Source organism: Brasilonema octagenarum UFV-OR1 (assembly GCF_963888615.1).
Lineage (GTDB): Bacteria > Cyanobacteriota > Cyanobacteriia > Cyanobacteriales > Nostocaceae > Brasilonema > Brasilonema sennae.
The window spans coordinates 96,687-110,356 of sequence record NZ_CAWPKW010000050.1 but is presented as its reverse complement, the minus strand read 5'-3'; the positions used below and the strand labels follow the sequence as shown (position 1 = coordinate 110,356).

General features: G+C 42.1%; 12 protein-coding genes and 1 pseudogene. 9 read left to right on the top strand and 4 right to left on the bottom strand.

Going from position 1 to position 13,670, the window contains the following annotated elements:
* Positions 1-509 precede the first annotated feature (509 nt).
* From AC5590_RS03845 to AC5590_RS03830, 4 genes are read left to right on the top strand one after another with little or no spacing between them, the layout of a single operon-like run.
* Positions 510-857 (top strand): BON domain-containing protein, encoded by a 348-nt coding sequence (locus AC5590_RS03845; RefSeq protein ID WP_169263103.1) that lies wholly within the window; start codon positions 510-512, stop codon positions 855-857.
* A gap of 40 nt (positions 858-897) precedes the next feature.
* The gene (locus tag AC5590_RS03840; RefSeq protein WP_169263102.1) at positions 898-1,287 is read left to right on the top strand and encodes a sunset domain-containing protein; all 390 of its coding nucleotides are present in this window, start codon (positions 898-900) and stop codon (positions 1,285-1,287) included.
* Between the two features lie 59 nt (positions 1,288-1,346).
* Positions 1,347-1,781: an NUDIX hydrolase gene (locus tag AC5590_RS03835; RefSeq protein WP_169263101.1), complete on the top strand. Its 435-nt coding sequence runs from the start codon at positions 1,347-1,349 to the stop codon at positions 1,779-1,781.
* A gap of 13 nt (positions 1,782-1,794) precedes the next feature.
* Complete coding sequence (locus tag AC5590_RS03830) at positions 1,795-2,901, top strand: AI-2E family transporter (RefSeq protein ID WP_169263100.1); 1,107 nt, start codon at positions 1,795-1,797, stop codon at positions 2,899-2,901.
* A gap of 52 nt (positions 2,902-2,953) precedes the next feature.
* Here AC5590_RS03830 and AC5590_RS03825 read toward each other — a convergent pair whose 3' ends face one another.
* A complete protein-coding gene (locus AC5590_RS03825) occupies positions 2,954-4,258 on the bottom strand; it encodes an LCP family protein (protein ID WP_169263099.1) in 1,305 nt (434 codons plus the stop codon).
* Between the two features lie 283 nt (positions 4,259-4,541).
* Between AC5590_RS03825 and AC5590_RS03820 the strand changes: the two genes are divergently transcribed.
* The 3 genes from AC5590_RS03820 (at position 4,542) to ppsA (ending at position 8,938) form a co-directional block, all read left to right on the top strand.
* Entirely contained in the window at positions 4,542-5,441 is a 900-nt protein-coding gene (locus AC5590_RS03820) for an undecaprenyl-diphosphate phosphatase (protein WP_169263098.1), read from the top strand.
* 161 nt (positions 5,442-5,602) lie between these two features.
* The gene (locus AC5590_RS03815; protein WP_169263097.1) at positions 5,603-6,070 is read left to right on the top strand and encodes a GFA family protein; all 468 of its coding nucleotides are present in this window, start codon (positions 5,603-5,605) and stop codon (positions 6,068-6,070) included.
* 252 nt (positions 6,071-6,322) lie between these two features.
* Positions 6,323-8,938, top strand: a complete 2,616-nt coding sequence (ppsA, locus tag AC5590_RS03810) for a phosphoenolpyruvate synthase (protein ID WP_169263096.1) — start codon at positions 6,323-6,325, stop codon at positions 8,936-8,938.
* 457 nt (positions 8,939-9,395) lie between these two features.
* On the opposite strand, the gene AC5590_RS03805 is transcribed toward ppsA, so the two are convergent.
* Positions 9,396-9,803: a hypothetical protein gene (locus AC5590_RS03805; RefSeq protein WP_169263095.1), complete on the bottom strand. Its 408-nt coding sequence runs from the start codon at positions 9,801-9,803 to the stop codon at positions 9,396-9,398.
* Positions 9,804-10,238: 435 nt separating this feature from the next.
* Here AC5590_RS03805 and AC5590_RS03800 point away from each other — a divergent pair, with 435 nt between their 5' ends.
* Positions 10,239-11,792: a cation:proton antiporter gene (locus AC5590_RS03800; RefSeq protein ID WP_169263094.1), complete on the top strand. Its 1,554-nt coding sequence runs from the start codon at positions 10,239-10,241 to the stop codon at positions 11,790-11,792.
* A gap of 199 nt (positions 11,793-11,991) precedes the next feature.
* On the opposite strand, the pseudogene AC5590_RS03795 reads toward AC5590_RS03800, so the two are convergent.
* Both AC5590_RS03795 and AC5590_RS03790 read right to left on the bottom strand, forming a co-directional pair.
* A pseudogene (locus AC5590_RS03795) lies at positions 11,992-12,105 on the bottom strand (aldo/keto reductase); the annotation flags it as partial.
* An 89-nt stretch (positions 12,106-12,194) separates the two neighbouring features.
* Positions 12,195-13,100 carry an AraC family transcriptional regulator gene (locus tag AC5590_RS03790; protein ID WP_169263093.1) on the bottom strand — a complete coding sequence of 302 codons (906 nt, stop codon included), beginning with the start codon at positions 13,098-13,100 and terminating at the stop codon, positions 12,195-12,197.
* Positions 13,101-13,254: 154 nt separating this feature from the next.
* Here AC5590_RS03790 and AC5590_RS03785 point away from each other — a divergent pair, with 154 nt between their 5' ends.
* Positions 13,255-13,656, top strand: coding sequence for a thiol-disulfide oxidoreductase DCC family protein (locus AC5590_RS03785; protein WP_169263092.1), 402 nt, complete (start codon positions 13,255-13,257; stop codon positions 13,654-13,656).
* Positions 13,657-13,670: the final 14 nt, after the last annotated feature.

The window sequence follows — 13,670 nt, the reverse complement described above, 5'->3', positions numbered from 1 at the left end:
AAAAGATTATTCCTCCAGAAGCGATCGCCGTTTTAGAAGAACGCCTAAAAGACCCGAAGAACTCATATAGTTTTCAGACATCCTCTTAGAGAGGTTTTGTCGAAACTTTAATTATTTATTGAGATTGACAATTGTAACTTAAACAGATTAACTCTTTCGGGAATTCTGATCTATTAAAAAGTTTATTTTTTCTTTAGCATTTTTTGTACGTATCTGCTATACCTTATGAAGTCATCATTCGTTAACGTTGTTTTAGAGACAACTTGAGATAGACTTCAGTATAAAGAAAAAAACAACTTGTCGATTTGTTGACTTATAATGATTGCCTGCCTTTTCATAAAGCAACAACTCTGGTTTAAAAGCAGGGTTGTTTTTTGTGTTCCAAATCACTAGGCAATTGATTAACAGATGGTAGAGAATACAAAACTGTGCGGGTTGTTGAAAAGGAAATAACCCTGATTTGAAATAGACCAAGTGTTTGAAGTTTTTGAAATTTGGAGAAAAAACTTATGGGTTGGTTACAACGACTTTTTGGCTTGGAAAAGCCTGCAGATGCTCAAGTAGATCCTGAGCCAGCAACATCAGATGACACAGGTGGTGAAGAAAGCATTGCTCCAGAGCGATTGGGGTTAAACGGAGAATATGACCAGAGTGGTCTGGCAAAGCGGGTTGCTCTAGCATTTGATGAAGACGGCTCTTTTGATGATATTGACTCCTTGTACGTAGCACAAACCGGCGGTACAGTTGTTCTCAAAGGGTCAGTTCCCAGTCAAGATATTCTCGACCAATTGGTACAAGTTGCTCAGGGTGTAACTGGTGCAACAGACGTACAAACTGATCAAGTTAGTGTTGGTTAAATAGGGTTTAACTTCTACATTTCGGCAAAAAGAACAAGCTATGAAACATCCGTTGCAACATCGATGGATAATGTCCATCGCATTGTTGACTATCTTAGTCCTTTCAGGTTGCGGGAATAAGGCTGAAGAGTCAACTAAGACTTCTTCTCCATCTGGCGAATCTGGCGGATCTACATCTACAACAGCTCCGTCTGGTGGAGCTACTACCTCAACAGAGGGAACACTTTCAGCAGAAGCTAAAAAGTTAGGTGTAAAGCCCGAAGGAGAAACCACGTGTCCCAGCAGTGCTCCTGTTAAGGGCTTAGTGACTAAGAAGCGGGGCAACATATATCGTGCTCCCAACACACCTGATTATGCAAAGGTCAAGCCAGAGATCTGCTTTGCGGATGTAGCTACTGCTGGAAAGGCTGGCTTTAGCGCTCCTAAGTAGTATTGCTCAGTAAGAGATCAAGCCCTTGCACTGCAAGGGCTTTATTATAAGAAGTGAATATGAAAACCGAAGTAGCGATCGCCATTCTTTACCAAGAAGACAAGTTTCTCATGCAGTTGCGGGATAATAACCCTAATATTGTCTATCCTGCCCACTGGGCACTATTTGGTGGACACATTGAAGCGGGTGAAACCCCAGAAGTTGCAGTACAACGGGAAATTTTAGAAGAAATTGGCTACACTTTACCATCAACGTTTTCTAAGTTTGGCTGTTATCCTGATGAAAAAGTCTTTCGTCATGTGTTCTGTGCACCACTCACAGTAGAATTAAATCAATTAGTTCTCAACGAAGGTTGGGAAATGAGTTTAATGACACCAGAAGACATTCGTGTGGGTGCGAGTTATTCATCTGTGTCAACAGACGTACGACCCCTTGCACCTGTGCCTCAAAAAATTCTGTTAGATTTTATGGAAACAAACGGTTCATCAAACTAATAATTAATGACGAATGACTAACTACAAACTACCGCAATGGTTAAGTTTGAGCCTAGCGTTTCCCCTGATTGCACTCAACGGTTGGGTATTGCTTCTGGTTGTGCAGTATTTTCAACCTTTGGTCAATATCTTTGTCGCCGCCAGTTTGCTAGCTTTTGTTCTGGACTATCCAATTCGGTTTTTCCAAAAACAAAGGGTTAAACGCAACTTAGCTGTGGGAGGCGTGTTGTTGTTAGCTGTAGTACTTGTCGTGGCTTTGACTTTCACCTTATTTCCCTTGATTCTGCAACAGCTTAATGAACTAGCTAATTTTTTACCAAGTTGGATTGATTCTGGAGCGCAACAACTTCAAGCTTTCCAAAACTGGGCTGCAACCCAACAGCTTCCTGTTAATTTAAGTGGCATCTTAACTCAACTGTTAGACAGATTCTCCAATCAACTTCAGTCCTTTACTGGTCAAATTCTTGGTATTGCGGTGGATACCATTGGTAGTCTGCTCAACGTGCTATTGACGGTTGTGTTGACAATCTACTTAGTTTTAAATGGAGAACGTCTTTGGGATGGAATTTTTCAGTGGTTTCCGCCTCATACTGGTTCGCAAGTACGACGATTGTTGCGTGAAGACTTTCAAAATTACTTTATCGGTCAAGCAACAGTCGCTGCTTTGCTAGCGGTGATTCTGATACTTGTATTTATAGCGCTACGAATACCTTTGGCTTTATTGTTTGGTCTGGTGATTGGATTTTTTTCTTTATTTCCCTTTGGTACAGGCATAGGTATCGGTATAGTTAGTTTGTTGCTGGGATTGCAAAACTTTTGGCTAGGGGTTGAAGTCTTAGCTGTTACAGTGATGATTGACCAAGTCAATAGTAATTTTGTTGCTCCGCGTCTTTTGGGGAATTTGACTGGTTTAAATCCGGTGTGGGTGGTTATTTCTTTGTTATTGGGAACAAAACTGGGAGGAGTGCTGGGTTTGTTGGTTGCTATACCCATCGCCAGTTTTATCAAAGACACGGCAGACGACTGGCGTATTGGGAAATTTAGTGTACAGCCTACAGAGCATAACCCCAGTGATAGGATTTGTGATGAACAAACCTCAAACGTTGTCCTAGAGCGTTGATATTCTAAACAATTATTGCCCCATTTAAAAAGTCTGGTTTTCCAGGCTTTTTTCAGTTAGGAACTACGTCATACTGGAGTTTAAGTTTCTCAACTAAATCTGCTCCAATCACAACAGTCACGTCAGAGAGAATATCTCCCACAGAAGCAACCATCACCTGACCTGTACCAAGAGTACTACTAACTGCGTTTGCAGCTTCGGGATTACCGTGTTGGGCAATAATTTGAGTTCGGCCAGCCGAGTCTACACCTGTATCAATCTCATGATGAGTAACGTAAACGTTTGTGAAACCATGTTTTTTGAGAACAGAAACTACAGTTTTTGCAACTTCTGGTTGTCCTGTTGCATTTTCTACAGCAATTCTCAATGTTTGCGGCTGAACTGAATTGACTTGAGTGTCTAGAGCATTGGCAGTTTGCACATCAAAATAACGTGATAGAATACCAGCAGTGGCACTAGAGTCGGAAATCCAGTAGCTACGTTTGTATTCTTTGTTGCTACTAAACCGCCCAGGAAGCATAATTAAGTGCATCTGGTGGCGATTGTTTGTTGCTACAGTTTGAGCGATGGCCAGTATCTCCTGCACCGACAAATCAGTCTCCACATTCTCTTTCACAACCTGCATAATTTGAGGCACCTTTGCAATAGTTGCAGGCTGAAGCGCCGTACGTAAAATTTCTCTGAGCACTTCTTGCTGACGCTGCACGCGACCAATGTCGCCTAAAGCATCTTGGCGGAAACGGACGTACTCCTGCAAGTGTTGTCCATTCAGCTTCTGGCGTCCAGGGGAAAAGTGAATATCCAAGTGTTGGGTGTGATCTATATAATCCATTTTTTTGGGAATGTTTACTTCAACTCCTCCCAATGCATCGACTAAATGAATAAATCCTTCAGTATCAACTCGGACATAGCGGTCAATAGTAACACCATTCAACAACTGACTTACAGTTTCTGCTGCCAGTTTTGATCCCCCTCGCACGTTTGCATCATTGATTTTATCAATACCGATATCTGGTAAACGCACGAGTGTATCTCGTGGAATCGATAAAACATTGATTTGATGCTTATTTGGCACTAGGCGCACTAGGAGCAATGTATCACTGTTACCAGCAAGTGCTTCAGTGGGGGTAAACTTTCCTTGATGCGGATGTCCTGAATTGTCAATGCCAAGAATCAAAATGTTAACAGGATGTTTCAGGGTTGCAGGGAGAAAACCTGTCAAGCTTGCATGAGTGTGAGGTAAGTGAGAAGCGGCATAATTTTTCAAGGGAGTTAAATTCAAGACAAAGGGAAAGATTGCTCCTAAACTTATAGAGATTAGTGTGATGATTCCCACGTAAAATGGCAGTCGTTCCATATTGAATTTCCGAGGGTTGTCTTTTTGCGTCACTTCTCACCTGCAAGCTATTTAGAAGAGTTGATGTAACATATTTAACTTGTTTCCAAATTTTTCACAACACTATTAGCTTTTGTGCTATCAAGTTACGTAAATTATGTCATTTTCATCTGCCCAACCTCGTAAAAAGTGCTAGTTTGCCACACGTCATACTGTCGCCATTCATTAGTCACAGTAACAACACAAGCACAGGTTAATTTGTCTGTAATTTATTTGCAAACAAATTCATTAAACCAGTTAAATTATGCTTTCTCTTATAGTGGCGACTACAGGCTGTGCCAACGGTAGCGAGGTTAATCTGGACTTTACTAGCTTAGGCTGGATTGATGTGATTATTTTGGGCATTGTTCAAGGAATTACAGAACTCTTACCGATAAGTAGTACTGCTCATATGCGGATAGTACCAACTTTATTAGGACTGCAAGATCCTGGCTCTGCTTTTTCAGCAGCAATGCAACTAGCCAGTTTAACAGCTGTTTTGAGTTATTTCTGGAAAGACTTAAAAAAATTGACGGGAGAAACGTTTAGAGCAATAACTGGGCAAGACTATCAATCGAGTTCTTTTCGGCTCATGGTAGGCTTGTTGCTAGGAACTTTACCCATTACAATTGCGGGTTTACTACTCAAGCCAATTCTCAACGCCTGTGACTCCCCAATGCGAGGTTTAGTTGTCATTGGTGCAGCATCTATTGTGATGTCTTTGCTGTTGGCGATCGCGGAAAAACGAGGAGAACGCGATCGCACTTTTGAAAAAATTACTCTCTGGGATGGAATTTGGGTAGGTGTTGCTCAAGCCTTTGCCCTGATACCAGGCGTTTCTCGTTCTGGTTCCACTCTCACAGCTGGACTATTTTTAGGGATGGAACGGGAGACAGCCGCAAAATTTTCTTTTCTGTTAGGCTTACCAGCAGTGATTTTAGCTGGGGCTTTGGAATTGCATACTCTTTTCAAAGCAGGATTGAGTGGGGCTGGTTGGTTGACACTTCTTATCGGCTTAATCTCTGCCAGTATTTCTGCTTTTGTAGCAATTTGGGGACTTCTACGCTACTTGGAAAAACACAGCACTTTGATTTTTATCTTTTATCGCTTTGGGATGGGGATATTTTTGATAGTGGCTGTGATTTCAGGTTGGTTGCCCAATTGATGAGTCATTTCATGTCCGCTAAATTAAGCATAACAGGACTTACCCAAGGGAAACGTAGTTCTGTCATTGCGACAAGGAGTGCGCAATCTCACAGTCTTGTTCTTTCGTAACTCGTGCGTAATTACATAATATTAAGTATAGAGAATGGAGACAGCGGTATTATGAATGACTGGAATTTGCCCTGGGAAGGCGGATGCCGTTGCGGACAACTGCGGTTTAAGGTGAGTGCTGCGCCTCTGCTTACTATGGCTTGCCACTGCACGGGTTGCCAGCGAATGACCGCTAGCGCTTTTTCTTTAAGCGTCGCGATCCCAAGCGTTGGCTTCTCGCTACTGAAAGGTCAGCCAATTATCGGCGGTTTGCACGGCGCGGCTCGCCACTACTTCTGCCCGCACTGCATGAGTTGGATGTTTACTCGTCCGGAAGGAATGGACGAGTTCGTCAACCTTCGGGTGACGATGCTGGACGATGCGTCATGGTTCATGCCATTCATCGAAACTTGGACAAAGGAAAGGCTGTCATGGGCGACAACCCCTGCGGTTCATAGCTTCGAGACCTGGCCCGCTTACGAAGAATATCCAGGACTGATAGAAGAATACGCTCAGCTAGCGTCGAAACCTGTACGATGACTACAACTTGAAGGCTTTCTTAATCTTGTGCTATATAATCAGCTTACTTAAGGTAGTTATACGGAAAACTGTCTACTACACCCGAATATCAATGTTAGATCGAATAAATACGTATAATCACTTGATATAGAGGTACTTATTCGGACGTGCCCTAGCAGAAGCTGTGTTGAAGAGGGGCGACTACCTGCTTGCTACTGCTCGCCAACCAGAGCAACTTGGCGCTTTGATTGACTGTTAAAAGGAGAAAAAAATATGAATAAATATATACTTTTTTTTCAGAAGATCGACAGATCAAAGTTTATGGTTGTTGGAGGCAAGGGCGCTAATCTGGGCGAACTGTCCAGAATCAAGGGGGTACAGGTGCCGGAGGGTTTTTGCGTTACCACCGAAGCATATAAAAAAATAACCGAAAATAATCAGGAGCTTAACAGCTTGCTGGATGCATTAATGCGTCTTAAGGCAGAAGATCGAAAAAATATCAGCAACATCAGTGCAAAAATCCGTATGGCCATCGAAAGAATGCCCATTTATGAGGATATAGCAGAAGAGATTGTGGGTTATCTCAAAAAGTTTGGTAAAAAAGATGCTTTTGCTGTACGGTCTAGTGCTACGGCGGAAGATCTACCGACGGCCTCCTTTGCAGGCCAACAGGATACGTATTTGAATATTATCGCAAAGGAGGCAATCCTAAAGCATATCAGTAAATGTTGGGCTTCCCTTTTTACGGATCGTGGGGTAATCTACCGGATACAAAACGGCTTTGACCACCGCAAAGTCCACTTGGCTGTAGTTGTTCAGAAGATGGTCTACCCGCAGGTGGCAGGAATTCTGTTTACTGCCGATCCCGTCACTTATAACAGGAAAGTGTTATCAATTGATGCCAGCTTCGGACTTGGCGAGGCCTTGGTCTCCGGACTGGTGAATGCTGATAACTATAAAGTGCGTAATGGCAAGGTTATCGATAAGAAGATATCTACCAAGAAGCTGGCTATTTATGCCTTAAAAGATGGCGGTACGAAAGAACAGGAGATTGAGCTTGAGCAGCAGAATAGCCAAGCGCTGACGGATGAGCAGATTTTGCAGCTTGAGCACATAGGTAGGAAGATCGAAGAACATTTCGGCTACCCCCAGGACATCGAATGGTGTTTGGTTGATGACACATTTTATATTGTCCAGAGTCGGCCGATCACTACTTTATATCCCATCCCTGAAGCAAATGATCGAGAAAATCACGTTTATGTATCTGTCGGTCACCAGCAAATGATGACCGATCCCATGAAACCATTGGGATTGTCGTTATGGCAGTTAACAGCTGCCCGACCCATGTATAAAGCTGGCGGAAGGTTGTTTGTTGATGTTATAGATGATTTGGCTTCACCTGTTAAAAGAGACATTCTAGTAAATGTCCTGGGGAAATCCGATCCGCTCATAAAAGACGCACTTATGACCATCTTAGAGCGGGGAGATTTTATCAAATCTTCACCAGATGATAAGCAAGAACAGAGTTCCAGTAAAAGCAATCAAGGTCCGCCGCCTGCGGATTTTCAAACACTAAACGAATATGATCCGACAGTCGTTTCTGATTTGATTAAGCGTAGTGAATCATCGATAAAAGAGTTAAAACATAACATCCAAACGAAATTAGGACCAGATCTATTTGATTTTATCTTGGAAGATATCCAGCAATTAAGGAAGAGCTTATCTGATCCACGAAGTTTTGGTGTGATTATGACTGCTATGAATGCTTCATCATGGATCAATGAAAAGATGAAGGAGTGGCTAGGTGAAAAAAGCGTAGCAGACACGCTTTCTCAATCTGTACCCAACAATATTACTTCAGAAATGGGTCTGGGACTATTGGATGTCGCAGATGTGATTCGCCCTTATCGGGAGGTCATTGAGTATTTACAATATGTAAAAGATGATAGCTTTTTGGATGAACTGGTTAAGTTTAATGGTGGACAGGAAACTCAAGACGCTATCTATGCTTTTCTCAACAAATACGGAATGCGATGTGCCGGGGAAATCGATATTACGAAAACTCGTTGGAGCGAAAAACCAACTACACTTGTCCCCATCATTCTCAGTAACATCAAAAACCTTGAGCCTAATGCCAGCAATCAGAAATTTGAGCAAGGGCGACAGGAAGCTTTGAAAAAAGAACAAGAGTTATTAGATCGGTTGAAGCAATTACCGGATGGTGAACAAAAAGCCAGAGAGGCAAAACGAATGATCAGCCTAGTCCGGAATTTCATCGGCTATCGTGAATATCCAAAATACGGCATAGTCAATCGCTACTTCGTTTATAAGCAGGCTTTACTGAAAGAAGCCGAACAACTCGTACAAGCCAACGTTATTAATGAAAAAGAAGATATATACTATCTCACTTTTCAAGAACTTCGCGAAGTCGTACTCACAAATAAACTGGATTACCAGATTATCACCAAACGAAAAGACGAGTTCAAATTATATGAAAAACTCACTCCCCCACGTGTGATCACGTCTGATGGTGAAATCATTGCGGGTAAGTACCAACGAGAAAATCTCCCAGCCGAAGCTATTGTAGGTTTACCTGTTTCTTCCGGCGTTATAGAGGGGCGAGCACGTGTCATCTTAAACTTGGAAGATGCTGCTCTCGAAGATGGAGATATATTAGTCACCGCATTTACAGACCCCAGCTGGACTCCATTGTTTGTATCCATAAAAGGCCTGGTCACCGAAGTTGGTGGACTGATGACCCATGGAGCAGTTATCGCACGTGAATATGGGTTACCAGCAGTTGTCGGAGTGGAGAATGCTACCAAGCTGATCAAAGACGGACAAAGCATCCGGGTGAATGGAACGGACGGATATGTGGAAATGCTATAAATTGAGATATTTTTTGTCGTTGGAGTTAGAATTTAGTCTAGTTTCCGGTGCGAAACTCTTTTTGATCCAAAGTTGACTTTCATTAACCCTGTTTTGTCACTCTCGGAAAACAATAATTTCAGCAAGATTCTAAAACTTTGATTGAGTCAAGCTTTGAACCTTTATTTTCGCTCCAGTAACTAAAATTTATAGCCAAAACCTTGAGATGAAAGCGCTGAAACGCTTTCGGTAATTAGGTTCTCCTAAAGTGATAAAAGACGGTTAAGCTGAGATAGTTGAGAAAAAGCAACATTTTTTTGCGAATAGCTTCTAAGTTTCGACTTCGCTGAGTCAAGATCATGATAGTGCATTTGTTCTATTTTACGTTTCGCACCGCGAACTAGTCTAAACTCCTGTTTGCTGGGAGCTTCTTTGAGCTAGAAGTTCCCAGAGTGTTTACAAAAGAATGTTTTAATTATCACTCTTCATCTATGTAAACTTCCCCATATTCTTTGTCTCCTAGAGGAATACTCTGATAACGAACTTTACCTTTAATCACCACTTGTGCTCCCTGGTGTAGAGCAGTTTGATTGGTGACAACCCAAATTTTTCCTGTGGAATCATTAATTTCATATGCGTATCGATTGAGAAGGGGAACTCTCTTTTCCACCTTACCTTGCACGTAAAGTGTTTTACCATCCTCTTGTTGTGCTTTCAAATCTTGAATCTGGGTGATGTTGGCTCCTATGGCATTTATGCCCAAGTACCCTAAACTACCACAACTGAGCAGTCCGACCAAAAGCAAAAAGGTTAGTCCCAAGCGTGTGAGTACGACAAAGCCGTGGCTATCTAATACTGAGAAGTTTAAATTTTTCACTTTCTGCATAATCTATATCATCTATTGAGGGAGATCCAAAAAAATAAATCTCCAGCCGTCAAACTAGATCTCTGGTCGTAGTCGCGAAGCTCTGTGGGGGAAGCTTCCCCCACAAGACTTTGCGCGAAGTCTGCCGGGGGAAGCAACCCAAGCGGCGAGCTTCGCGCAATATTCACACACACGGCTGGAGATTTATTTACTGGTAAGTGCCTGAGCCAATTTTGGCATCAGTGCTTGACTTGTGACAATTTTCATTTAGATAGTAACTATCAATACTTTGTCTTTCGGTATCAAAAACACTTAACAAACAACTCAAAAGCGGAGCCAAAGACTGTCAAGCTCCGGTCACGCCAACGCAGTATTTAAAATAAATTCTGTGTACGATTAAGTTTAAGATTGTAAGCTCGCCATTTTTAACAGAAGAACTCAGGGGTTAAGCAAAAAGTGAATGTTGCTGAATTAGTCACTGTTTCAATTATTTTGCTACTGGTTGCTACCTGCGTAGCTTTGCTGACACGCTGGCTGCGAGTCCCTTATGTTGCGGGTTTAGTTTTAGCGGGCTTAGCAATTACAGAACTTCTGCCGCGCCCCATCGGTTTAAACGATTCCCTAATTTTGAATCTGTTTCTGCCGATTCTGGTATTCGAGGCAGCTATCAATACTGATCTCAGCCGCCTCCGCAGCACCATCAAACCAATAGCCTTGCTAGCCGGACCTGGGATTGTGATTTCCTCTGGTATAACAGCAGCGCTGTTGAAATGGGAACTAGGACTGAATTGGACAGCAGTACTACTGGCAGGGGTGATTTTGGCAATCACTGATACCGTTTCCGTGATTGCTGTATTCAAGGAAGTGGCTGTCCCTCCCCGTCTTTCCACCATAGTTGAGGGAGAGAGCTTGTTTAACGATGGAGTGGCGCTAGTTTTATTTAGCCTAATTGTAAAAATTCATGACGTTGGCTCACTGACAATCCTCAGTGGATTACAAGAATTGTTTGTGGTTATTGTTGGTGGAACCCTAGTGGGACTTGCTGTGGGTTATTTGAGTACGAGTTTATTTGTTCGCTCGGATGAGCCGCTCAGTACTATTTTACTGACGCTGGCTGTGGCATTAGGAGCATTTAAAATTGGGCAATCTTTCAGCGTTTCTGGTGTGGTAGCTGTGGTTGTTGCGGGATTAATTGTTGGAAGTATTGGACTTTCAAGTCAAATATCAGCTTCTACTCGATTGACGTTGCTCAGCTTTTGGGAGTCTATCTCTTTTGGTGTCAATAGCTTTATTTTCTTACTCATAGGTATAGAAGTTGATTTACTCACTCTCTGGAGAACTCTGCCCGCAGTGTTGCTGGCGATCGTTGCTTATCAAGTGGGGCGTATACTTTGCGTCTATCCGCTGTTAGCTATATTACGTTGGTTTGACCGACCAATTCCGTGGCGCTGGCAGCACGTCTTGTTTCTTGGCAATATCAAAGGTTCTCTTTCTATGGGGTTAGCACTCAGCATCCCAGCAACAGTAACAGGACGAGAACAAATCATTGCCATAGTATTTGGGACAGTGTTGCTGTCCTTGCTCGGACAGGGAGTGAGTTTGCCGTGGATAGTGAAACGTTTGCGCTTGTCCCAATTTTCAGAATCTCGTCAGCAGGTTGAAGAATTACAAGCCCAATTAATCACAGGTAAGGCAGCCCAAGATGAATTAGATAGTTTGTTAAAGTCAGGAATATTACCAAAAGCCATTTACGAAGAGATGCGCTCAGCTTATCAGGTGCGAGTCGCAGGAGCAGAAAAAGCTTTGCGGGAATTGTACAATCGCCGCCCAGATGAATTTGATCTTAAAAGTGATGGGCACAGGAAACTCGAAGCCATTCGCCGCCGTTTGCTATTGGCAGAGAAAGGAGCACTCAACGAGGCAATACGTAAACAAATTCTTTCAGAAGAAGTTGTACAACAGCGACTTAAAAATATTGATGAGCAATTGCTCGCGTTAGAAGATGATTAGTCGCTGTGAAGAAACACGCTTAACGCTTAACAGGGAAAAAGGTGTTTCTTTCATTCGTAGCGGGTGGTGCGCCTCTCTCATTGGTACGACAAAACAAGTCTATAAATACAACTATGCTCTGGGAAACCCTCTACCGACAGATGGAATTTTTACGGAAAAAGTTAGAATTTTTGTTAATTATTTACTGTTACCTCTATAATTAATCGCGATGGTTATCTATGGCACTGAATGTTCGTCCAAAGAGGCGAAGTCGATTGGTGTCATTTTGCAAAAAGTCGTGAGGAAACCCAAGCTCAATTTGACTGACTTCGTTTGTTGTGTGTTGCTGTCTTTTCTGTTCTTGGATAAAGTATCACAATAAAAGCGATCGCTCTTCTCCAGCAACGCGCCTATATCATAAAGCTAAATTTTTACTTGTTTTCTATACGCTAATGGTGTTGTACCTATAAATTTGCGAAAGACGTTTGTAAAGTGGCTTTGACTCTGAAAACCTACTTGCTGGTAGATTTGATGTATGGCTTGTTCTGTTTTACTTAATAACTTTTTCGCCCTCTCTATTCTGCAATTCATAACGTATTGGTGCGGCGAAAAACCAGTGGATTGTTTAAACATACGCGAGAAATGATACATACTAATCCCTACTACTGTCGCCATCTCAGCTAAGCCTAAATCTTTTTCTAAGTTTTGATTGATATATTCAATAGCTTGTTGCAACTTGAAACGCGAAAGTCCTTCTGGATGTTTAGTAACTTTCACAGAAGATACAGAATAGTTTTTTATTAAATGAATTGATAGAGTTGTTGCTAAAGATTCTATATAAATACGACAACCCATGCCATCTGATTCCAGTTCTGATTGTAGTGCTAGTCCAATTTGTTGAATCAACGGATCTGAATCAGCAAGATGTGGTATAATCTCTATCGATTGCATATCTATCAAGTCACAACCAGCGCGAGCAAATAAAGCTTTTTCTAAACTAAGAACTAAAAATTCAGCTTCTATTTCCCAACTTAATTTTTGATAACTGCTTGCTGGAATGACGACAACGTCGCCATATTTAATACACTCGTGATGGACGTGTCCGTTCAATACCCGTTGTACATAGATAGGTTCTTTTGTCAGACTTATACTAATGACGTGCTGTTGAGAACTATGTTCTGGTGTCTCGTAAGCAGGTTGTTGATGATAATCTAGGCGAATGTGATCCCACTTAGCATGGTAACTGCTCATTAGGGGCGATCGCGGAAGAATTTGCGTATATGCATCTTCCTGAGTAAAATCAACACTTATGATTTCCTCTGTCGGCATCGCTTTCACCCCATAAACAATTGCTTTAAAGGTACGCTTGTATGCTTGCTTTCTTATACAGCTTGGATGCTGTCTTCAAAAGCAAAAGTTTAATGCTATAAATGTTAACACACTAACTAAAACATCTAGCGCTCAAACATAATCTGCAACTTGTATGAGTTACATAGTTATCTACGATGGGAATTGCAATCTTTGTGTCACAGGAGTGCAAATGCTGGAGACTCTTGATAAGGGACAACTTTTTCGCTACGTTCCTATGCAAGACGAGTCAACTGTACAACAGTGGGGAATTACACCCCAAGATTGTGAGTTGGGTATGATTCTCATAGATGCAGATGCACCAGAAAGACGGTGGCAAGGCAGTGCAGCAGCTGAGGAGATTGGGCAATTGTTGCCTAATGGTAGTGTATTTGTAGATGCATATCGCGCTTTACCAGGAGTAAAATGGACGGGTGATCGCTTTTACGAACAAATCCGGGATAACCGTTACACCATCTTTGGCAAGCGTTCTAGTACTTATAAATCAGCCTATTGCGTGGATGGGGGCTGCAAGTAGCTAGAAATGATGAA

Bases quoted from the DNA above. Each gene is read 5' to 3' on its own strand.
- AC5590_RS03790 (WP_169263093.1), bottom strand. From the start codon at position 13,100: ATGCCGACAGAGGAAATCATAAGTGTTGATTTTACTCAGGAAGATGCA.
- AC5590_RS03825 (WP_169263099.1), bottom strand. From the start codon at position 4,258: ATGGAACGACTGCCATTTTACGTGGGAATCATCACACTAATCTCTATA.
- AC5590_RS03815 (WP_169263097.1), top strand. From the start codon at position 5,603: ATGAATGACTGGAATTTGCCCTGGGAAGGCGGATGCCGTTGCGGACAA.
- AC5590_RS03835 (WP_169263101.1), top strand. From the start codon at position 1,347: ATGAAAACCGAAGTAGCGATCGCCATTCTTTACCAAGAAGACAAGTTT.
- AC5590_RS03785 (WP_169263092.1), top strand. From the start codon at position 13,255: ATGAGTTACATAGTTATCTACGATGGGAATTGCAATCTTTGTGTCACA.
- AC5590_RS03830 (WP_169263100.1), top strand. From the start codon at position 1,795: ATGACTAACTACAAACTACCGCAATGGTTAAGTTTGAGCCTAGCGTTT.
- AC5590_RS03840 (WP_169263102.1), top strand. From the start codon at position 898: ATGAAACATCCGTTGCAACATCGATGGATAATGTCCATCGCATTGTTG.
- AC5590_RS03805 (WP_169263095.1), bottom strand. From the start codon at position 9,803: ATGCAGAAAGTGAAAAATTTAAACTTCTCAGTATTAGATAGCCACGGC.
- AC5590_RS03845 (WP_169263103.1), top strand. From the start codon at position 510: ATGGGTTGGTTACAACGACTTTTTGGCTTGGAAAAGCCTGCAGATGCT.
- AC5590_RS03820 (WP_169263098.1), top strand. From the start codon at position 4,542: ATGCTTTCTCTTATAGTGGCGACTACAGGCTGTGCCAACGGTAGCGAG.
- ppsA (WP_169263096.1), top strand. From the start codon at position 6,323: ATGAATAAATATATACTTTTTTTTCAGAAGATCGACAGATCAAAGTTT.